We start from the raw sequence: 20,886 nt of genomic DNA, 5'->3' as shown, positions 1-20,886 counted from the left end.
TTTCATTGCATTATTTGATAAAATTCATAAAGTCTATTTTATATATTTGGCCGTTTGTAAAACAAAAACCACATCAGGCATGTCAAAAATAAAAGTAGAAAATCCGGTAGTTGAACTGGATGGAGATGAAATGACCCGCATTATCTGGAAATTCATCAAAGACAAATTGATTACACCGTATCTTGATCTTGATATCAAATACTACGATTTAGGTATCGAGTACCGCGACCAAACCGACGACCAGGTTACTATTGACGCAGCTAACGCTATTAAACAATATGGTGTTGGTATTAAATGTGCTACTATTACTCCCGACGAAGCAAGGGTTGCTGAGTTTGGATTGAAACAAATGTGGAAATCACCAAACGGAACTATCCGTAACATTTTAGATGGTACTGTGTTCCGTGAGCCAATCGTTATGTCAAACGTACCTCGTTTGGTACCTAACTGGACAGCTCCTATCTGCATTGGCCGTCATGCTTTTGGCGATCAATACCGCGCTACCGATTTCTTAACTAAAGGCAAAGGTAAACTTACCGTTAAATTTACTCCTGAAGATGGCGGCCCGGAGCAGTCATATGAAGTATTTAACTTTAAAGGTGATGGTGTTGCATTAACCATGTACAATACCGATGAATCTATCAGAGGTTTTGCTCATGCTTGCTTTAACCAGGCTTTAATGAAAGGCTGGCCTTTATACCTTTCAACTAAAAATACGATCCTTAAAAAATATGATGGCCGCTTCAAAGATATTTTTGAAGAGATCTATCAAAGTGATTACAAACAAAAGTTTGATGCTGCCGGCATCACTTATGAGCACCGCTTAATTGACGACATGGTTGCATCGGCCCTGAAATGGAACGGTAACTTTGTTTGGGCTTGTAAAAACTATGATGGCGACGTACAGTCTGATACCGTAGCGCAAGGCTTTGGTTCATTAGGTTTAATGACCTCAACCCTGGTTACCCCGGATGGCACTGTAATGGAAGCGGAAGCAGCTCACGGTACAGTAACCCGCCACTATCGTGATCACCAGGCTGGTAAACCAACTTCAACTAACCCAATCGCTTCAATTTTCGCGTGGACAAGAGGTTTGGAATTCCGCGGTATCTTGGATAAAAATCAGGAACTGATTGATTTCTGCAAAGCTTTGGAAGAAGTTTGTATCGAAACTGTTGAAAGCGGCAAAATGACCAAAGATTTGGCCATCACCATTAAACCAAAAGTGGAGCACGGTACCGATTACCTGTACACCGAAGAGTTTTTGGCTGCAATTGACGAAAACCTTAAAAAACGCTTAGGTAAATAATTACCGGTAAGTTTTATATAAAAGCCCATGCCTTTGCATGGGCTTTTTTGTTATACAATATGCTATGTAAATCAATTTAGCATTTTCAATTATCTATTTAACTCCTAACTTAGCAGTCAAAATACACAACACTATGTCGGCATTATATCCGTTAAAATTCAAAACCATATATAAGGATAAAATATGGGGCGGTCAAAAGATCAAAACCTATTTGCACAAAGATTTTGGCAGCTTACCAAACTGCGGCGAAACCTGGGAAATATCGGGCGTAAAATCTGATGTTTCGGTAGTAGCTTCGGGTGCGCTTGAAGGCGAGTCATTGGCCGATTTGCTGGAGCAATATAAAGACGAACTGGTTGGTAAAAAGGTTTACGATCATTTTGGCAATATCTTCCCTTTATTGGTGAAATTTATTGATGCCAATGATGACCTTTCTGTACAGGTACACCCTGATGATAAACTGGCAAAAGAGCGTCATAACTCATTTGGTAAAACCGAAATGTGGTATATCATCGAGGCCGATCCGGGTTCGACATTGATCACCGGCTTTAACCAGGAAATGACCGAGCAGAAATACGTTGACGCCTTAAACAGCGGTCATATTATGGATATCCTGAACAGGGAAGAGGCTGTTGCCGATGATGTTTTCTTTTTACCTGCAGGCAGGGTACATACCATTGGCAAAGGGTTGCTGATTGCAGAAATTCAGCAAACATCAGATATTACCTATCGCATTTACGATTTTGACCGTGTTGATGATAAAGGCCAGAAACGTGAATTACATACCGAAGAAGCCCTTGCCGCTATTGATTACAAACATTACGACGAGTACAAAACGCAATACGAGCCTAAAAAGGATGAGACTGTAAAGCTGGTTACCTGCCCTTACTTCACAACCAATGTGCTTGATTTTGATGAAAGTACATCTAAAGACTATTCGGCCCTGGATTCATTTGTTATCCATGTTTGTGTTGCAGGCGGTTACACTGTAAAATATAACAACGAGGCATATGCCGTTAAAATGGGCGAGTGTATCCTGTTGCCAAAAAGCATTGATAAAATTGAATTGGAAACAACCGGTGGCTTTAAAATTCTGGAAAGCTATATCGAATAATTAACGCGTATACACCTGCATGTATAAAAAACGAATAACCTTTTTTAGCCTTATCCTAACAGTATTGTTTGCCGGTAATAGCTGCAAAAAGGAAAACAGTAATCCCAAAAGCGCATATGCTGGTAAATATGTGCTTATATCTAAAACCGATTTTGACACCAGCACGGGTGCTTCTGAAACATATACAAGCACAGCTTCGCCATGTTTGAGCGATAACCAAACTACGCTTAAAGACGATGGGACCTGGACCGGGGGCTACGTAGGGGCGGAAGATTGTTATGTTTCAAGAACACCGAATAGCGTTACTATAATAGGGGCAAAAGGTGATGCTGCCGCGGGCCAGTGGGTAATGAGTGGCAGTAACAGGATAAAATTTACCGCTTCGGGCAACAACGCCTCATATGGGCAATTGAGTAATGTGGGCGGAAAAGTTCAGCTTACATTTAAAGACACTTCTCAAAACTTTATATCCACATCGGTTTTGGTAAAACAGTAAAAAGCAATACGGAACATCATGTTCCGTATTGTCTTATTCTTTCGTTTGTCTGATACTGGGTTTGAGAAAAAATTTCCGTAAGCTGGCTGATCTTTACAGGCTTAAAAATATATTCGGCAACTTCCGGAATACTTTTAGCCCGGTGGATATCGTTGAGATCAAGGGAGGGGGTCACGATATAGACAGTAATGTTTTTCCCTAATTGTGGCTTTAATTTCGCAAATTCATTCATAAACTCCCACCCGTCCATTACCGGCATATTGATGTCCAGTAATATGATATCCGGCAATTGTTGATTTTCGTTCGCTTTTTTTAGCGCGTTAATGCCCTCTTGTCCGTTAATAAAGTGACTTAAATTGGTATTTATCCCCTTTATACTTATCAGTTTTTTCAGGCCGTAAACATAAATGCTATCATCGTCTACAATCCAGGTGTTTGTAGGATTTCGCTCTTCAATCATCTCTCCGTATTTGTAAATTATACCAACCTGATAGTAAATTTTGTGCCAACATTTACAGTGCTGTCAACTTTAATGTTACCGCCTAACGCTTCAACCTGGTTGCGGGTTATAAACAAGCCAATTCCCTTGGCGTCACTGTTGTTATGAAATGTTTTATACATTCCAAAGAGCTTGTCGCCATACCGTTCAAGGTCAATGCCCAGGCCATTATCTTCAAAAATAAGATATATGTGGTTTCCTTCGGCCAGTGTGTAACATTTTATGATGGGTTGCCTTTCCGGGCTGCTATATTTTAACGAGTTGGTAAGCAGGTTTTGCAAAATGCTTTCCATATAAGCCGGGATATAACTGATTTCACGGCATTGGGAAAAGTCCCATTCAACACGGGCGTTTATAGCTTCGATGTTATTTTTTAAGGCCGAGCAAATAGTCCTGAACATCGGCTCCAATTCAACTACCTTCCGCTCCTTGGTAATTTCGGTCTGGATTTTAACTATTTCATTAATATGCTCAATGGTTCCATCTAAACTTTCACTTATAGCTTTGATGTGCGAAAAGATCTCCTCCCGCTCTTCCCGGGCGTCTGCCTGCTCAAACAGGTTCACCATAAACTGAAGGTTCCCGGTATGGGAACGGAGATTATGAGATACGATATACGCGAAGTTTTGCAAACGGCGATTCTGGTCGGTAAGCAGATTTATGGATTGCTCCAGCTTAAGCAGCTTTCTTTTTTCGTTGTCGATATCCTGAACAATCCCTTTAATAGCGGTGCATTTGCCAAAGTGGTTAATTACAGGTACGGCTTTCACTTTCAGCCAAAGCATATTGTTTTTGGCCGATCGTAAAAGCAGATCGATATCAAAAGGCCGGCTATGTTTGATAGTGTTATTAATAGCGTTTTGTAAAACCGGCCGGTACGGAGGCTCAAAAAAGCTGATAAATTCTTCAACGCTCAGGTTTAATTGGTTCTGAAGATCAAACAACTCATAAACCTGTTTTGACAGTACAATGGTATTAACGTTTTGCGTGTCAATTTCCCAAATGCCCAAGCGTGCTGTTTTAAAAGCATCATCATGAGTAGCCTGATTATGGGCCGATAATAAGTCGTTATGCTTATAACGGTTGATATTTATAAGCGAACCGTAAACGATACTGCCGTTTTCGTCATCCTGTTTCCTGATGGTAGTTTCAAACCATTGGTAGCCATTTTTTTTGGTTAAGAAACGTAACTGAAGGGGAGGGGCATCGGTTATCCTGTTGTTGATAGCGTTGGTAAAAGCAGGTTTATCGCCGTGGTAAAGCAAGTGCTCAAAAAAAGTATTGACAGAACATTCAATTTCATTGAACTGATAGCCTAATACAGTATAAAAGCCAGTCGACCATTTTACCTCCCTGGTATTGAAATTATATTTCCAAATACCCGTATCCAGATCATTGATCAAAGGGGTAAGATGAATGTCATCGCCAGAAAGTTTACCCTTTTCCGAAAAACTCATATCAATAATCCGTTCACTAATTCAATTTGTTTTTTGACACGCGCTTATTATTAAAATATGTACCGTGATTTGAAGTTTTTTAACTTACAACTACCAGTTGTTTTGTTGTTATGTTCTTCTCAATCATTATTCCACATTTGCTCAGCCTCAAATATAATATTTTTGATACTTTATAATGTATTCTTTTACTGGTAATTACGGTTTTTAGAATATTTGGCTATATGTACTCCTAATTGAAGTATTATTTTGCGAAACAGCCATCAAATAGCCTAAACTTTGTTTAAATACATTAAAAAGTTGAAGATATTCCCTATAAAATACTTTGACGTAATTTGATTGTAAAAATAGTGGGCACTAAGTTAATGAATATGGGTGAACTATTATTGGGTATTATAATGTCCTATTTTACAGCCAGCTTGGCCGTTTTTAATTATATGGAAAAATATTATCAGGCTTATTTGCTTATTAGTTCATCTATTGCACTTTTAGCTATCCATTTGGCCGATTTGGAGGATTGGTTATAAATATTTCTTGCTGTGCTAATAGCATTAACTTTTAATATATTATTTCGTTTGCCTATTTGCCGCAGGGCCCAGTTAATGGCCTTTTTAACAAAGTTGCGGTTATCCCAGGCTTCCCTTTCCATAATAGGGAACAGCTTCAGGAAAACTTCGTCGGGTGCGGTTTTATTGTGTATGGCGTATTCGGCCATCAGCACAAAGCCGGCGCGTTTTACAAACTCCTGCTGGTGGCTGCTGTACTCAACGGCCTTTTCAATAGCGAAAGGAGTCCTGTCGAAAAGATTACCGCAAATCTGGTCGCAAATATCCCAGGAATAAAAGTCGCCAACCCATTTATCCATGAGTTCGGGCGTTACTTGTTTGGGCTCGGCAATCATTGATGCCAGCATCCTGGCCTCATGTATTTGAGTATCCCAAAGCGCCAGGGCCAACTCATGATCTTTTTTAATGATTTTGGCAAGCTTACGGACCTCGGGCAGCTTTACGCCCAGGGCCCGCGAACTGTCGATACCAAAGCGGGCCATGCCTTTGAAGTAGTTGGCATCGGCCTTTTCTTTGAGCTGTTCAAGTACAAATGTTACGGTATCCATTTAATTGGTCATGCTTTTCTTTTGGAGGGTATTGTGAATAGGCACAACCTGCATCAGCGCCGCGCTGCAATAAAAAGGATGCAGTTCCATCACTAAAGCCCCTGCCTTAATAGCCGGGTCTGTTTCGGTAAGTTTTTTTGCTTCCTCAACGGTTTCTACATTAAAAATGAAAATACCACGAAGGGGTTGGTTATCCAAAAACGGACCGGCAACAACCAATTTACCTTCGGCAGCGAGCCTGCCAATGTTTTTAAGGTGCGCCATTTGCAGCTGCATATTAGCCGCCGAATCTTTCAGTTGGGTTGGCCCTTCTTTCAAAAATGCCATTACATATTTTTTCATGCCGTAATCATCGGCCCCCAGTTTTTTGGCCAGGGCGGCATCGTAAACGGGTTTGGCCACGGGGGAGCTTTGGGCTAAGCAGTTAAGGCTTAATACAGCAGCGGTAATAATGAGTAAAGCTTTTTTCATTGATTTATGATTTATACAACCAGAAATATTAATTGGTTAGCCTTTAGGTTTTTTTATTGGATTTTGCCTGTTGTCGAAAAAGGTGATCAGGATTATTTTATCTTCTTCAATTCTGTAAAATAGAGTATTGTGTTTGGTTATAACAAAGCCCCTTATTTGCTTTTCTTTATTTTCTAAAGTCCCCATCTCAGGGTAATTTGCTATGAGCTCAATTATTTTGTAGGTATTGATAACGAAATTCTTTGTAACACTTTCACCCCATTCCTGTTCTAAATATGCTATAATAGAATTGAATTTATCGCTGGCTTTGCGATTCCAGATTATTGTTTTAGCCATTTTTTATGCATCTGTTTTACTGCATCATGGGACAAAAGATTAGCATCGTCAAAGCTTTCGTCGTAGGCTATTAAGAGCTCCTGTTTTTCAGCTTCATTCAGGTTATTCCAAAGATGACCGGTTTGGTTAGCATTTAATTGCTGAATTAACTGATAATAACTTTTCAATAATTGCTCATCATCAATGGTATCTATCAAATGATGAAAGTCTTCCTTAATATTCATTGCCTTCCTTTTATAATGTCAAATTACTAATTTAATCATTAACAACAAAGCCGGGCAAACGCCCGGCTTCATAATCTATGAGGAGTATGTGTTCACGCTAATTACCGAATTTTTTACTGGTTCCGCTTTTTTCGTAAAAAGCTTTATAATCTTTTATGTTCAGCATATCGTAAATGGCCTGCTTTTTATCCGTGCTGTTATTATAGTAACCTTTGCAAATCTGGTAACCAACCCAATAACCCAGATCGGCAGGTTTGTCAACCGTTTCCTGGTTCGAGTTGGCTATCCAGTTATATGCCCGCTTTAAATACATCTCTTTTTCAAAATCGGCCCATATTTGCTTTTCGCGGCCTTTTGCCCATACATGCAGGCGCTCATTGGCCGTGTGCCCTGATATCAACTCACCTAAAAAATCGGCCATGCCTTCAACCAAAACAGCCCTGAGTAAAGTAGTATCGCCGCCCAGCATACCATCCTGGTTAAAGTGGATAAGTTCGTGCGCAACCAGGTTAGGGATGTAATCGAGTTTACCAAAATTGTTTTTTTCCCAGAGGCTAAGTTCACTAACAGGAATATCAGGTGTGCGTACAGCCTGGTCAAGCCCGATAAGTAGCCCATTATCTGTTGATGTACCGCCGGATGAAAAAGCGCCGATAACAAAATAAACATCGGGGAATTTGGCTTGCGGATAAAGCTCTTTCAATTTTACAAACGACGCTGTCATCTGCGGTTTTTGTTCATCAACTGTATAAGTGTTTTTGCGGATAGCAGCATAAAACTTTGATTTTTTATCGTGCCCCTTTACAAAGTAATTCATGTGCACAACTTTAATGGCAAAGTAATCCTGCAAGCCCGGCGATCCGGGGTCAACGTAGTATTTCCTGTAAATTTTAAGACGGTTGGCTGTATCTTTTTGAGCCCGGTCATAGGCCGCCCAAAAGTTTTTAATATCGCTGGTTACCAGTTTGGCTTTTAAAGGATCATCGGTAAATCCTTTGGGTTTCTTTTCTACCGAGCTAACCAGCGGTCGCCATTGAGGCATTTGATGCAGTGAATTCAGGTCTGAATCTGTTATCAGGTGCGCCGCGTTTTTGTAACCACTATTTACAGTCAGTTGTAAAATGATCATAGCGCTATCGGCTTTGCCCGATAGTGCATAGCAACATGCAGCATTATAATAATCATTGGTGGCCGAAGCTTTAAATTCGGCTTGTTTGGCCGATTGCAGGTAGCAATTTCCGGCCTGGATAAAGTTTTTTGCCTCGTACAGGCTATCGCCTTTGTTGCTCAGGCTTTTTTGTCCAAATACTGCAGAGCATAGCAGCGTAAAGAAAAAGGTCAGGTATTTATACATGCCCTAAAAATAACAAATTGCAACAAAAAAGCCGGGCAAGGCCCGGCTTCAATCATAAATCACTATTTAAAAAATCCGAAATCCGAAATCGAAATTCCGAAATCAAAGGTTTCCCCTTGCTTCCTGTTCGCGTTCAATAGCTTCAAACAAAGCTTTAAAATTACCTGCACCGAATGATTTGGCACCCTTGCGCTGAATGATCTCGAAGAACAGGGTCGGCCTGTCTTCAACCGGCTTGGTGAAGATCTGCAGCAGATAGCCCTCGTCATCACGGTCGACCAAAATGCCCAAGTGTTTTAAGGGTTCAAGGTCCTCATCAATATGGCCTACACGGTCAATCAAATCATCGTAATAGGTAGATGGTACCTTTAAAAATTCAACGCCCCGGCTTTGCAGTTCGGTAACCGTAGCTACAATATCATGGGTAGCAAGAGCGAGGTGTTGTACTCCTTCGTCTTCGTAAAACTCCAGGTATTCTTCAATCTGCGATTTCTTTTTGCCTTCGGCCGGCTCATTGATCGGGAATTTTACATAGCCATTCCCGTTGCTCATCACCTTACTCATTAAAGCCGAATACTCGGTTGAAATCATTTTATCATCAAAGGTGAGGATATTCCTGAAGCCTAAAACTTCTTCATAAAAATTAACCCACTCGTTCATCTTATGCCAGCCTACGTTACCTACACAATGGTCAACATACAGCAGGCCGGTATCTGTTGGGTTAAAGGCATTTTCCAGTTTCTGATAGCCGGGCAAAAACAAACCGTTATAGTTTTTACGCTCAACAAACATATGCACGGTTTCGCCATAAAGTTTGATGCCGCTGGTACGCACTTCGCCCTGCTCGTCTGTTAAAGTTTGCGGTTGCTGATAGGCCTCGGCGCCGCGTTTGGTGGTTTGCTCAAAGGCATCATAGGCGTCATCAACCCAAAGGGCCAGTACCTTTACGCCGTCGCCATGTTTTTTGATATGCTCGGCAATTGGATGGTTGGAGTGCAGGGGAGTAGTAAGTACAATCCTGATTTTGCCTTGTTGTAAAACGTATGATGCCCGGTCGCGTACGCCGGTTTCAGGCCCTGCATAAGCCAGGTTTTGAAAGCCGAAAGCGCTTTTATAATAATGGGCCGCCTGCTTGGCGTTGCCTACATAAAATTCAACATAATCCGTACCGTTAAGGGGCAGGAAATCGGTTGTGGTTTGTTGTTTATCTAAAGTTTGAGTAGTCATTTTAATTGATTTAAATATGTCATTGCGAGGAGGAACGACGAAGCAATCGCATGCTATACAGGACAAATATGCTTCCGTGCGGTTGCCACGCTTCGCTCGCTATGACATAGCGGTTAATATTGCCAGCTTTTATAATAATTTTCATCCTCTATCCTGATGGCATCCTCAGTCAGCATTAGTGGCCTGAACGGATCTATCATTACAGCCAGCTCGTCTGTTGATTCCTTCCCTATCGATTTTTCGACAGAGCCTGGATGCGGCCCGTGCGGGATACCGCCGGGGTGCAGGGTGATCTGTCCTTTTACCACGCTTTTGCGGCTCATGAAATCGCCATCAACATAATATAATACCTCGTCGCTATCCACATTGCTGTGGTTGTACGGTGCAGGGATAGATAGCGGGTGATAATCAAACTTGCGGGGCACAAAAGAACAAATCACAAAGTTGTTGCCCTCAAAAGTTTGATGTACAGGCGGCGGCTGGTGCAACCTCCCGGTTATCGGCTCAAAATCATGAATGGATAGAGCCCATGGATAATGAAAGCCATCCCAACCTACAAAATCAAACGGATGGGTGCCATAGATATAAGGATAAATGAGGCCTTGCTTTTTAATCAGGATTTTAAAATCGCCATGCTCATCGTAAGTTTTCAGATCGGCCGGTCGCTTGATATCGCGTTCGCAATAAGGCGAGTGTTCCATGAGCTGCCCATATTGGTTACGGTAACGCTTGGGCGGACGAATAGGGCTGAAACTTTCTACAATGAAAAGCCTGTTTGCTGTACCATCAAACTCCATCTGGTAAATAGTACCGCGTGGAATTACCAGGTAATCGCCATATTGAAATTTTATATTGCCAAAACCGGTTTTTAAGGTGCCGGTGCCCTCATGAATAAAAACTACCTCATCGGCCTGGCTGTTTTTGTAAAAATAGTCGGTCATGCTTTGGCGCGGTGCTGCCAGCGAAATATGCAGATCGCTGTTTACCAATACCGGCTTGCGGCTTTGCAGGTAATCATCTTCGGGCTGTACATTAAAACCTATCAGGCTGGTATGCTTCAGGTGCTTTTCTCGCGCTATTTTAGGCTCCACACTGTAGGGCTCGCCCAGGGTTTTTACAATGGTGGGCGGGTAAGCGTGGTACACTAATGAATAAAGGCTCGAAAAGCCCTCGGTTGATACAAGTTCTTCGGCATATAAACTACCGTCGGGCTTACGGAATTGCGTATGCCGCTTAGGCGGAATTGATCCTAAACTATGATATACAGGCATGGATTGCTTTAATTGGTTAACAATAAAACGTATAAAATGCTGATTTGTGTTCGGCTTAAAAGTCCGTAACGCATAGCCATAACCATTTAATAAATAATGGTTAAAAAAAATGAAGAAAGCAGGGGGAAGAATTAGTATTGTGCCAATACGATCTTAGCGAGCATGGCATCTCTGAACGATGAGGCATCGCTCATGGAGGTTAACCCCAATGAAAACAGAAAATGCATTTGTACCCGTAACATGATACTAAGTTAGCAGGATTATTTTTAGGATGCAAGTTTTGGTTGGAAGATGGTGAGTGGTTGATTGGGTTGATTGGGTGAGTGGTTGCTATTATCCCGAAGCCGCTCGGCTCCAGCCGAGTGGCAACTATTTCACGGCCTCTGGCCGCCGGCGTGATGTATACAGGCCAGAGGCCTGGGGATAACGGCCACTCGGCAGGAGCCGAGCGGCGGCGGAAGAATATATATGCGTAAAAAACCACTCACCTAATCAACCCAATCAACCACTCACCACTCTCCAATCAACTTAATCAACCATTCACCTCATAAACCATCAACCAAAATCATTAGCTTTGATTATACCAATTAAGCTACTCTATGAAATTAGTATCCTATAAAACCGAAGACCGCGAACATCTTGGTGTTTTTGTTAATGGCCACATCTACAATTTAAATTCCTGCGATAAGCTGATCCCCGATAATATGAATGAATTTTTATGGGGAGGGCCCGAGCTGATGGAGCATGCCGCACGGGTTAATGAAGATATTCGTTCGGGAAAGATAGAGGCTAAGGAGGAATTGTTTTTTGAGTTGATGGCGCCCGTGCCTCACCCAACATCATGCAGGGATGGTTACGCTTTCAGGCAGCATGTGGCCTCAGCCAGGCGTAATCGTAAACTGGATATGATACCGGAGTTTGATCAGTATCCTATTTTTTATTTCACCAACCATAATGCCATACAAGGCCCCGGCGAAATTGAGTGCATGCCCGATCATTTTCAGAAGCTGGACTTTGAACTGGAAGTAGCAGTGGTACTGAATAAAAAGGGCCGTAACATTACAGCTGCCGAAGCCGATAGCTTTATTGCGGGCTATATGATCATGAATGATATGAGCGCCCGTACCCTGCAAATGGAAGAAATGCTACTGAACCTTGGCCCGGCAAAGGGTAAGGATTTTTCGACGGTTATTGGTCCGTGGTTGGTAACGCCAGATGAACTGGAACAATATAAAGTGCCCGCAAAACCTGGTCATACAGGTAACGCTTATAACCTGGAGATGAAATGTGTGGTGAATGGCAAACAAGTATCGGCAGGTAATATGGCCGATATGGACTGGACCTTTGCCGAGATCATTGAGCGCGCTTCCTATGGCTGCGATGTTTTACCGGGCGATGTAATAGGTTCGGGCACGGTAGGTACCGGCTGCTTCCTTGAACTGAATGGCACCGGCGTACTTAATAATGCCGACTACGAACCACAATGGTTGCAACCCGGCGACCTGGTTGAAATGGAGATCACCGGCTTAGGCATGCTGGGTAATATTATTGAAAAGGCCAATAGTGATTTTTCGATATTGAAATTGAAGAAGTAAGAGATAGAAATTATGTTATTGCGAGCGAAGCGCGGCAACCGCATGCTATACAGAGCGGCTATGCCTCCGTGCGATTGCTTCGTCGTACCTCCTCGCAATGACATGTGATATAATGATACATAGTAATGCCTACCATTAATATAGCCGATCTTTCGCCTGTTCAGCTTCAAAGCTACTTGCATTTTGTAATAGCACCGCGACCAATATGCCTGGCCTCAACAGTCGATAAAGCAGGTAATGTAAACCTGAGCCCTTTCAGCTTTTTTAATTTTTTCAGTACCAATCCGCCGATATGTATTTTTTCGCCATCGCGCCGGGTGAGGGACAATACTACTAAACACACGCTCGAAAATGTAAAGGAAGTGCCCGAATGCGTCATCAATATTGTTAACTATGATATGGTACAGCAAACCTCGCTTTCAAGTGTAGAATATCCGCTGGGGGTTAACGAGTTTATTAAATCGGGTTTAACGCCGGTACCATCGCAACTGGTAAAACCGCCACGGGTAGCCGAATCATATGTGCAACTGGAATGTGTAGTTAATGAGGTAATTGAATTAGGACAAAGCTATGGCGCCGGTAACCTTGTACTCGCCGAAATTAAACTGATCCACATTAGTGACGCTGTGTTGGGCGAGGATGGAAAAATAGATCAGGCCAAAATGGACCTGGTAGCCCGCCTCGGCGGCGACTGGTATTGTCGCGTTACCAAAGATAACCTTTTTAAGGTAGCCAAACCAAACATCAGGATAGGCATTGGCGTTGATGCACTGCCATATGCCATCCGTAATTCAAGAATATTAACCGGTAACAATCTTGGGCAATTAGGCAATCTGGAAACCATACCTACCGATGAAGCTATTGAAGCCTTCGCGCTTACTCCGGAGATAAAAGAAGTACTCGACGCCACCATCGGCGATAGCCAAACCCGCGAATTGCAACTGCATTTGAAAGCCAAACAGCTTTTGGAATTGGAAAGGGTAGAGGAAGCTTTGATGGTGCTTTTGATGGAGTGATATCCTCGTGTGGGTAATTATTAGAATGTCATTTCGAGTGAACCGTGCGGGGCAGGGCAATGGGGTGAAGGAGAAATCTTATACACCGTGTAAAGCTGCTTTGCATAGTTCATTATGCGTGGCGTATAAGATTTCTCACTCGTGCCTCGTTTCGAAATGACATTTTTAGTTATTTAGATCAATCATTAATAAGCATAATCCTTCCCCTTAAGATGATAATCAACCGGTAGCTGTCTTTTTTCAAATAGTTCGTACGCTGGTTTTAATGAGCGCCAAAAGGCATCTTGTTTGTATACTGCATAGCGCTTTAAATTAGCATCATCCATCCGGAAAGGAAAAATATCAACCCGGATTTGTTTTTGACCGGCTGTAAACGCTTCGTAAACCAAGGTATAAATTTCTTCTATGCGGGCATCAGTCATGGCGTAACAGCCAATCGAAGCACAATGTCCATGTACCATAATAGCGCTGCCGGTATAGCCTTTGGCTTGATCAACCACGTTAGGGTAGCCAACATTAATAGCCAAATAATAATTACTTACCGGGTTAAGCTGTTTAGGTTCAATGGTATATAATCCCTCCGGACTTTTGCCGTCACCATCGCGGGTTTTTGTACCCAGCCCGCCGGAGTAGGTGCATACATCATAAGTTTTAAATAGCTGGTATTTATTGGCCGATTTTACCCATACTTCAAGCACGCTAATGTCTTTGATAATACGGAGATATACTGAACCATAGGGAGCAAGACCTTTGTCTTTAAGCTCTTTCTGAAGCTTGGGCCAAACTTTAAGACGTACATCACTGGCAAGTTTACTATCTGGAATTTCGGTTTTGTGAAGTGCTAATAATAGGATTAATAGCAGCAATGTAATCAGTTTAGGCATTGGTCAGGTTGTTAACTATAATTGTAGTTAACGAAACCGCCGGGAGGAAATTATGTGGGAAGGATTATTTTTATTAGTTGAAAAAATGCTAATAAAACTTCCATGTCATTGCGAGCGAAGCGTGGCAATCTCGTAGCTATTCTATCGGACATACAAGGCTGCTATGCATTGGCGACGAGATTGCCGCGTCGCCCCGCATGCTTTTTGCCCGTGCTGCTCCTCGCAATGACATTTTTTGTGAGCGGTTGATCTTATTATATCCCCAACACCTGCTTCAATTTCACATATCCTGTTTTACTTACCGGGATCTTGGCGCCGGATTTCAGGATAGCGAGGTGCGCGTCTTTTTCGTATGGATCAATACGGGTGATCTGCGGAATGGCTACCATGTATGAGCGGTGCACACGCACAAAATGATTAGGGTCAAGCGTTTGCTCGAAAAAGCTCATGGTTTTGTTTTTGAGATATGAACCTTCTTTGGTGATAACGCTTACATAGTCATCATCAGCCTGCAGGTATTCAACATCGGCAACCGGGATGATCTTTACCTTAGTGCCGGTTTTTACCACAATACGCTCATGCTGTGCCGGCGACTGGGTGGCTGCGGTTTCCAACAGTTCTTCCGTTTGCTTAGCTGCCGGTTTTGGAGCGGCTGTAGCCAGGAACTTTTCAACAGCTTTATTAAAGCGTTCTTTACTGAAAGGTTTTAACAAATAATCAACCGCGTGGGCTTCAAAAGCTTTTATGGCGTATTCATCAAAGGCGGTGGCAAATATTACGGCAGGGGGCTGCTCAACCAGTTCAAGCATTTCAAAGCCGGTAATTTTAGGCATCTGGATATCTAAAAAAACCAAATCGGGCTGGTGCTGCTGAATAGCTTTAAGACCTTCAAAGCCATCGTTACATTCCTGTATCAGTTCAATGTCTTTAAAATCAAACAGGTATTCCCTTACAACCATGCGGGCTAAAGGTTCATCATCAATAATTAAAGCTCGCTTCATAGTTGCGGTATTTTTATAATGGTAGTGTACAGATCATCGCTCGCATGGGTTTCCATTAAATCATTGCGGGCATACAGCAAATATAATCGCCGTTGCACTCCCCGCAAACCAAAACCTGTACCTTTTTTTGGTTTTGATGTTTGCGGATCATAAGGGTTCTGTACCATTAAATTCAGATAACCATCCTCAATCTCTCCGCGAATGCTCACGGTAACTTCGCCTATGGTATCATAAAGGCCAAATTTAATGGCATTTTCAACCAAAGGCTGCAACAGCATAGATGGTAGTATAGCAGTTCCGCATTTTGGGTCGCAGCTTATTTCAGTTTGTAAACGGTGACCAAAGCGTACTTTTTCAATATCGAGGTATAAATTGAGGTGTGCAAGCTCTTCAGTGAGGCTAACCTGTAACTGATCATCTTTTTTAAGTGTTCCGCGTAAAAAGTCGGATAGCTGGTGAATCATCCTGCGGGCCTCGTCGGGCTTAAAGCCGATAAGTGCGTTAATAGAGTTTAAGCTGTTAAACAGGAAGTGTGGCTGTAATTGCTGCCTCAGGTTATATAATTCGGCTTCGCGAGCCAGTTGCTCGGCCTCGGTTTTACGTTTTAGGGTCTCTTTCTGATCCAGTTGTGAAAACCACAGCAAGCTGATCATCGCCATCCAGCCTATCGCCAGGAAGTCGGTAAAAAAGCGGATGGTTAATGACTGGGCCAGGAAACCGGTGTAGATCGTGTCGCTGTTAATTAGTGGTAAAATGTAACGGCAGCCGGCTGTACAGATACCTGCAAGCGCAACGCACCAGATAAACAGGTTAATGTAGCTGCCCTTACCCGGTTGGTAGTAGCGTAAGTTATTATTGATAAGCCAGCAGGCACACGAAAGGAATATTGCGCTGAGTAGGCCATCAGTAGCGGCAGTGAACCATAAAAAACCAAAACTATGGATGATGTAGGTTTGCAATGCAGCCCATGCCACACCGCATATTACAAATGCCGCGTATAGTTTTGATGATTGTATTGATGGGACTTCCAAAACGGGTTGCTTTCTGTTTTTAAGGTTTAGTTTCTGATGCCCAGTAAGGCCGATTTATGATGCGCCCAGGCAATATATAAATCAGCATCGGGCGTTTCATGTATGTTGTAATACAACTCGGTGCCGTCGGTAAGTTCACCAAGCTGGTTTAGTTCGGCTACATCAATAAATTGCCATTTAACGGTTTGCTTTTCAATATTCTTAAAGCTATCCTGGTTGGCGTGACCTATGCGATTGGCCTTTTCATAAGCCACCAACTCACTGTCTGCACTGATCAGCCTTAATTGCTCATCAAATTGCGCCTGATGATCGCCATCCCCGCTTATCACCCTGAAAACTAATTTTGCTACGTACCAGTTCATGTTGTTTATGCTTTTCGTAATTAGCTGCCTTAATTAATAACTGCGGATATCTACCCCTGCAAAAATGGATACACCTTTAAGTACCAGCACCTTTTCACTGCCTACACTTGCAGTGCTCCTGATGCGTTTATCGTCAACACTGGCAAAAACTGCTGCAAGGTCAGATACTACCTGCCAGTTGGATGGCACAATAATTTTGGTGCCGCCAAAGATCTGGGTAATGTCGATGATGATCCTGCCGTTGATATCTGCCTGGGTAAAATCAAGCTCGGCGCCGCCAAATATGTTTACGATATCGCCTCCGCGGAATTGTTTGGAAAGAATGGTTTTGTTAACCCCGCCAAAAATAGATACGGTATCTATATAATCGTCGCCAGAGTATTTGGTGTTGTACTGTTGCTGTTTCTGGGCGTAGGGATCAACGGGAGGTACTGTGTCACCTTCGTCTTTTACAGTGTAGTCAACAGGTTCGGTCTTTTCAAATTGAAAGGGCTCTTTTTTATCCCAGTTGGTCCATTTCTCGCCTTTGAAATCGTTTTTCCACTGGTTTGGATCAAAATGTTTGTTGCGCCTTAATATTAACCACATGCCAAAGCCAATTACAGCCAATGGGCCTACTATACGATCGGAGTTGTTGATGTTTTGGGTTATCAGGAATATGACACCTAAAGCTACCAGCATTACCCACGAAGCCTTTTTATAATTATGCTTGGCACCTACATATACGCCCCAGAAAATAAGCCACAATGGCCACAGGGAAAGATGATCGGGTATGAAAAAAATTCGGAATTGCTGAAGCAGCAATATGCCGCCTACAGCAAGTAAAATGATCCCGGCAACAGACTTGCCTTTGTTGGGATCTTTTGGATGTTCTATATCGTTGTTCATTGTATTATCTGCAAATTGAAATCATATCCAAAACTAAGGTAACATTATAGTTGAGTCAATCAAAAACTGGCGATGTATTTAAAGAAATCGGTAAAGAGGGATGTTTTGGCGGTGAAAAAGTTGTGTTTGATTTTTTAACATTCGGCAAAAATAAAAATTTGTATGTTGTGACGGTTTTTTATCCATAAATAACCATACTAAACTTATCATATCAAAATGGAACAGGAATTTAGCCTTGCCACGGGCTGGAAAATATTTTGTTATATAGCTTGTGCTTTATTTATAGTTGCGGCGGCAGGCATGTCATATGGAGTGCTTATTGAAGGTAAACCGGTGTTGCTTGCGTACTCAATCCCTTTTTTTATATGGTCGGTTTATATGCTGATCCGTATATGGAAATATAAACTTATCGTATCTGATCGGCAAATAACCGAAATACACGCGTTTACTACTATTGTTATTCACAGAACCGATATCGAAGCTTTTAGAATTGATGGTAACATTCTTACCGTATTTCCGCGTCAAAAGGGCCAAAAGAAAATCCGTATAAATGGTTATCGGTATCTTGAAAATTATCGAGGTCTTATCAACTGGCTCAGCTATCAGTTTAATGAGCTTAATCATCTGGCATATGTAAAGGAAACCCAGGAAATTTTGGCCAATCCGGATTTTGGCTTTACCACCGACGAAAAGGCCGTTAAATTTAAACGCGCCAGGCTTATAACCCGTATCTATAATGTGATAAGCTTTGGCTTTATTGCAACGCCTTATATAGATGGCAATACAACAGTGAATAGCATTATGCTGATTTATCCTTTTGTTGGTATCCTGATATTGTTTTTAAATAGAGGTGTGATATTATTGGATACAACTGCCAAGTCAAACCATCCAAACATTGGCTTTGGGTTGGCAATGCCGCCACTGTGTATGGCTATTGTTGTGTTGCTTAGATACGAAGTACTTAATTATGCAAAAGTATGGATGCCAGCCCTGGTAATAGGCGCCGTTTTGTTCGGCTTATTTAGCCGGGTAAATAAAAATACTGCCGGAGAAACTTACAAAAGCCAGTACATACTGATATTAATTATAATAGCATGTTATGCTTTTGGAGGTACTATAATTATCAATTGTGATTTAGACAGATCAGTCCCGATAATTACTACCGCTAAAGTAGAAAGCCAGTTTAAAACGACAGAAAAAGTAACTACTTACACACTAACATTGGGGCCGTGGGGCCACCGAAAGCAAAATGAAGATGTTGATGTGCCAGGCTCACTTTATAAAACGATATCGCCGGGAGATATTGTGAAGGTGAATGTCAAAAAAGGTTTTTTTAAGATTCCCTGGTTTTACATAAGTCGCTAAAGTTCCCAAGCACAATTAGCAGATAAAACAAAAAGCCGGGGCTTTTTAAAAATGCCCCGGCTTTGATTTATATGATGGATGATTGAGTTTAAGCTTCGGTTTTGGGTTGTTCAAAATCAAAGTGTTGTTTTGCCTTTTCGTTCTTTTCCCAGAAATCCCTGTCGGTTTGTTTGGCCGGCCTGATGGCTATCCAGGTACCAAGCAGCATCAATGCAATTGGCCAGGTTATGCGGTCGGCATCGTTAACGTTATCATTTACCAGGAATATTACGCCTAACAGTATCATAAAGATCCATGATGGTTTCTTGAAGTCGTGTTTGGCACCCATGTAAGCGCCCCAGGCTATGAACCACATTGGCCAGCTAAAAAGCCAATCGGGAATAAGGAAGGCGTTAAGCTGATCTATCAGAAATAAACCACCGGCTGCCAGTAATATTATTCCTAACATGATTTTGCCATTTCTTTTGTTTTCGGTGTTTATTATATCGTTGTTCATCGCTTTAAGTTTTAATGTTACCCAAATCTACAGCAGTGCAGCAGGCTGGGCAATCAATACTTGGCGATGTAAGGGGAGATGTCGGTGAAGCAGGGGATAAAGGCGGTGAAAGCCCCCTCTAAATCTCCCCCTGAAGGGGGAGACTTTTAATAGCAAGGTGAGTAAAGTTGAGTATTTTAAAGCCCTCCCCTGAAGGGGAGGGTTGGGTGGGGCTTATTCCGGTTCCTGCTGGCTCAGACAATGGAAACTGCCGAGGCCCCAGATAATGTCGGTGCTGTCAATGCCTACAACCTTACGGTCGGGGAAGCATTGGGTTAATATTTCCAGTGCTTTATCATCGTTTTTTGAACGGTAAGTAGGCACTATCACGGCCGAGTTGGCAATATAAAAATTAGCGTAAGAGGCCGGCAGACGGGTATCTTCATAAACTACAGCGTCGGGCATCGGTAACTCAACAATGTTTAGTTGTTTGCCGTTAAGCAGGCGCATGGTTTTCAGCGTTTCAAGGTTTTCCTGAAGGATGTGGTAGTTCTCATCGTTTTTATCTTCTTCAACAACGGTAACTACGGTATCCTCGTTTACAAAACGGGTAATATCGTCTATATGGCCGTCGGTATCATCACCAATAATACCATCACCTAACCAAAGGATCTGCTCTGCTCCGTAATAGTTGTGCAAGTAAGTTTCAATCTGCTGCTGGTTCAGCTGCGGGTTGCGGTTTTTGTTAAGCAGGCAGGCGGTGGTAGTTAAAATAGTGCCTTTACCATTAAAATCAACCGAGCCGCCTTCCATCACAATGCCCGGGTTAAATACCGGTAAGCCAAAATGGTTGCCTATTTTGGTAGGGATCACATCGTCCAGGTCAAAAGGGGGGTATTTGCCGCCCCAGGCATTATAGCCCCAGTCCACAATAGCTTTTTGCCTTGTAGCAGGGTTGATCAAAAACGCAGGACCGTGGTCGCGGCACCAGGCATCATTAGTCGGGAACTCGAAGATCTCTATTTTGTTAAGATCAACACCCGCGTTTTGCAGCTGGAAAATTACCGAGGCTTTCATGTCCTCGTTTGCTACGTTGATACGTACCAGTTCGCCTTGGGTAACTACTTTGATAAACTCAATGTAAGGCGCGTAAATGGTATCGATTTTACCCGGCCACGAAGCCTCTTTATGAGGCCAGCTAAGCCAGGTAGCTGTATGTTTGGCCCACTCGGCAGGAAAGGAGAAGCCTTGTGAAGCAGGGGTAAGTATAGTTGATATTTGTTGGCTCATAATTTGGTTAATGCAAATGTAAAAAACTACATGTCATTGCGAGCGAAGCGCGGCAATCTCGTAGCCAATGCCTATACGATTTGCATAGCTGCGAGATTGCTTCGTCGTTC

The 20,886-nt window shown here is 42.4% G+C and carries 22 protein-coding genes; 6 read left to right on the top strand and 16 right to left on the bottom strand.

The annotated features are described in order from the left end of the window. Positions 1 to 79: 79 nt before the first annotated feature. The 3 genes from DUL71_RS15215 (at position 80) to DUL71_RS15205 (ending at position 2,919) form a co-directional block, all read left to right on the top strand. Positions 80 to 1,309: an NADP-dependent isocitrate dehydrogenase gene (locus DUL71_RS15215; RefSeq protein ID WP_112575970.1), complete on the top strand. Its 1,230-nt coding sequence runs from the start codon at positions 80 to 82 to the stop codon at positions 1,307 to 1,309. Between the two features lie 133 nt (positions 1,310 to 1,442). Continuing rightward, a complete protein-coding gene (locus DUL71_RS15210) occupies positions 1,443 to 2,423 on the top strand; it encodes a type I phosphomannose isomerase catalytic subunit (protein ID WP_114938909.1) in 981 nt (326 codons plus the stop codon). A 19-nt stretch (positions 2,424 to 2,442) separates the two neighbouring features. Then, on the top strand, positions 2,443 to 2,919 hold the full coding sequence (locus DUL71_RS15205) for a hypothetical protein (protein ID WP_114938908.1): 477 nt from the start codon (positions 2,443 to 2,445) through the stop codon (positions 2,917 to 2,919). A 16-nt stretch (positions 2,920 to 2,935) separates the two neighbouring features. Here DUL71_RS15205 and DUL71_RS15200 read toward each other — a convergent pair whose 3' ends face one another. The 9 genes from DUL71_RS15200 to DUL71_RS15160 form a co-directional block, all read right to left on the bottom strand. Beyond that, on the bottom strand, positions 2,936 to 3,379 hold the full coding sequence (locus DUL71_RS15200) for a response regulator (protein ID WP_114938907.1): 444 nt from the start codon (positions 3,377 to 3,379) through the stop codon (positions 2,936 to 2,938). A gap of 17 nt (positions 3,380 to 3,396) precedes the next feature. Continuing rightward, positions 3,397 to 4,875 carry a PAS domain-containing sensor histidine kinase gene (locus DUL71_RS15195; RefSeq protein ID WP_114938906.1) on the bottom strand — a complete coding sequence of 493 codons (1,479 nt, stop codon included), beginning with the start codon at positions 4,873 to 4,875 and terminating at the stop codon, positions 3,397 to 3,399. Between the two features lie 454 nt (positions 4,876 to 5,329). Beyond that, complete coding sequence (locus DUL71_RS15190) at positions 5,330 to 5,986, bottom strand: DNA alkylation repair protein (RefSeq protein ID WP_114938905.1); 657 nt, start codon at positions 5,984 to 5,986, stop codon at positions 5,330 to 5,332. Next, on the bottom strand, positions 5,987 to 6,457 hold the full coding sequence (locus DUL71_RS15185; RefSeq protein ID WP_114938904.1) for a YciI family protein: 471 nt from the start codon (positions 6,455 to 6,457) through the stop codon (positions 5,987 to 5,989). It abuts the gene before it with no gap. Between the two features lie 36 nt (positions 6,458 to 6,493). After that, positions 6,494 to 6,793: a type II toxin-antitoxin system RelE/ParE family toxin gene (locus tag DUL71_RS15180; protein ID WP_112575943.1), complete on the bottom strand. Its 300-nt coding sequence runs from the start codon at positions 6,791 to 6,793 to the stop codon at positions 6,494 to 6,496. After that, entirely contained in the window at positions 6,778 to 7,017 is a 240-nt protein-coding gene (locus tag DUL71_RS15175) for a hypothetical protein (protein WP_112575942.1), read from the bottom strand. The genes DUL71_RS15180 and DUL71_RS15175 overlap by 16 nt, the downstream gene beginning before the upstream one ends. A 97-nt stretch (positions 7,018 to 7,114) precedes the next feature. Beyond that, on the bottom strand, positions 7,115 to 8,371 hold the full coding sequence (locus DUL71_RS15170; RefSeq protein WP_114938903.1) for a gliding motility protein GldB-related protein: 1,257 nt from the start codon (positions 8,369 to 8,371) through the stop codon (positions 7,115 to 7,117). Between the two features lie 102 nt (positions 8,372 to 8,473). Then, positions 8,474 to 9,598, bottom strand: coding sequence for a 4-hydroxyphenylpyruvate dioxygenase (hppD, locus tag DUL71_RS15165; RefSeq protein WP_114938902.1), 1,125 nt, complete (start codon positions 9,596 to 9,598; stop codon positions 8,474 to 8,476). Positions 9,599 to 9,711: 113 nt separating this feature from the next. Then, positions 9,712 to 10,869 (bottom strand): homogentisate 1,2-dioxygenase, encoded by a 1,158-nt coding sequence (locus DUL71_RS15160; RefSeq protein WP_114938901.1) that lies wholly within the window; start codon positions 10,867 to 10,869, stop codon positions 9,712 to 9,714. A 599-nt stretch (positions 10,870 to 11,468) separates the two neighbouring features. On the opposite strand from DUL71_RS15160, the gene DUL71_RS15155 reads away from it, so the two are divergent. Both DUL71_RS15155 and DUL71_RS15150 read left to right on the top strand, forming a co-directional pair. Then, positions 11,469 to 12,464 (top strand): fumarylacetoacetate hydrolase family protein, encoded by a 996-nt coding sequence (locus tag DUL71_RS15155; RefSeq protein WP_114938900.1) that lies wholly within the window; start codon positions 11,469 to 11,471, stop codon positions 12,462 to 12,464. Between the two features lie 125 nt (positions 12,465 to 12,589). After that, positions 12,590 to 13,480: a flavin reductase family protein gene (locus tag DUL71_RS15150; RefSeq protein WP_114938899.1), complete on the top strand. Its 891-nt coding sequence runs from the start codon at positions 12,590 to 12,592 to the stop codon at positions 13,478 to 13,480. Positions 13,481 to 13,665: 185 nt separating this feature from the next. On the opposite strand, the gene DUL71_RS15145 is transcribed toward DUL71_RS15150, so the two are convergent. The 5 genes from DUL71_RS15145 to DUL71_RS15125 all read right to left on the bottom strand — a co-directional run bounded on the left by DUL71_RS15145 (position 13,666) and on the right by DUL71_RS15125 (position 17,646). Continuing rightward, complete coding sequence (locus tag DUL71_RS15145) at positions 13,666 to 14,364, bottom strand: L,D-transpeptidase family protein (RefSeq protein ID WP_114938898.1); 699 nt, start codon at positions 14,362 to 14,364, stop codon at positions 13,666 to 13,668. Between the two features lie 254 nt (positions 14,365 to 14,618). Continuing rightward, the gene (locus tag DUL71_RS15140; RefSeq protein WP_114938897.1) at positions 14,619 to 15,365 is read right to left on the bottom strand and encodes a LytR/AlgR family response regulator transcription factor; all 747 of its coding nucleotides are present in this window, start codon (positions 15,363 to 15,365) and stop codon (positions 14,619 to 14,621) included. Continuing rightward, positions 15,362 to 16,396 (bottom strand): sensor histidine kinase, encoded by a 1,035-nt coding sequence (locus tag DUL71_RS15135; RefSeq protein ID WP_223818127.1) that lies wholly within the window; start codon positions 16,394 to 16,396, stop codon positions 15,362 to 15,364. The genes DUL71_RS15140 and DUL71_RS15135 overlap by 4 nt, the downstream gene beginning before the upstream one ends. A gap of 26 nt (positions 16,397 to 16,422) precedes the next feature. After that, on the bottom strand, positions 16,423 to 16,758 hold the full coding sequence (locus DUL71_RS15130; RefSeq protein WP_091218060.1) for a DUF4288 domain-containing protein: 336 nt from the start codon (positions 16,756 to 16,758) through the stop codon (positions 16,423 to 16,425). Positions 16,759 to 16,791: 33 nt separating this feature from the next. Next, positions 16,792 to 17,646, bottom strand: a complete 855-nt coding sequence (locus DUL71_RS15125) for a LiaF transmembrane domain-containing protein (RefSeq protein ID WP_114938896.1) — start codon at positions 17,644 to 17,646, stop codon at positions 16,792 to 16,794. A 216-nt stretch (positions 17,647 to 17,862) separates the two neighbouring features. On the opposite strand from DUL71_RS15125, the gene DUL71_RS15120 reads away from it, so the two are divergent. Further along, entirely contained in the window at positions 17,863 to 19,011 is a 1,149-nt protein-coding gene (locus DUL71_RS15120) for a hypothetical protein (protein WP_114938895.1), read from the top strand. Positions 19,012 to 19,099: 88 nt separating this feature from the next. Here DUL71_RS15120 and DUL71_RS15115 read toward each other — a convergent pair whose 3' ends face one another. Together DUL71_RS15115 and DUL71_RS15110 are read right to left on the bottom strand one after the other, a co-directional pair. Next, positions 19,100 to 19,507, bottom strand: coding sequence for a LiaF transmembrane domain-containing protein (locus DUL71_RS15115; RefSeq protein WP_112575976.1), 408 nt, complete (start codon positions 19,505 to 19,507; stop codon positions 19,100 to 19,102). A 213-nt stretch (positions 19,508 to 19,720) separates the two neighbouring features. After that, complete coding sequence (locus tag DUL71_RS15110) at positions 19,721 to 20,776, bottom strand: agmatine deiminase family protein (RefSeq protein WP_114938894.1); 1,056 nt, start codon at positions 20,774 to 20,776, stop codon at positions 19,721 to 19,723. Between the last annotated feature and the right edge of the window lie 110 nt (positions 20,777 to 20,886).

The sequence above is a fragment of the Mucilaginibacter endophyticus genome, assembly GCF_003351025.1.
Taxonomy (GTDB): domain Bacteria; phylum Bacteroidota; class Bacteroidia; order Sphingobacteriales; family Sphingobacteriaceae; genus Mucilaginibacter; species Mucilaginibacter endophyticus.
Note: the sequence above shows the minus strand (reverse complement) of the source record. Positions and strands in the feature narration are given on the sequence as shown.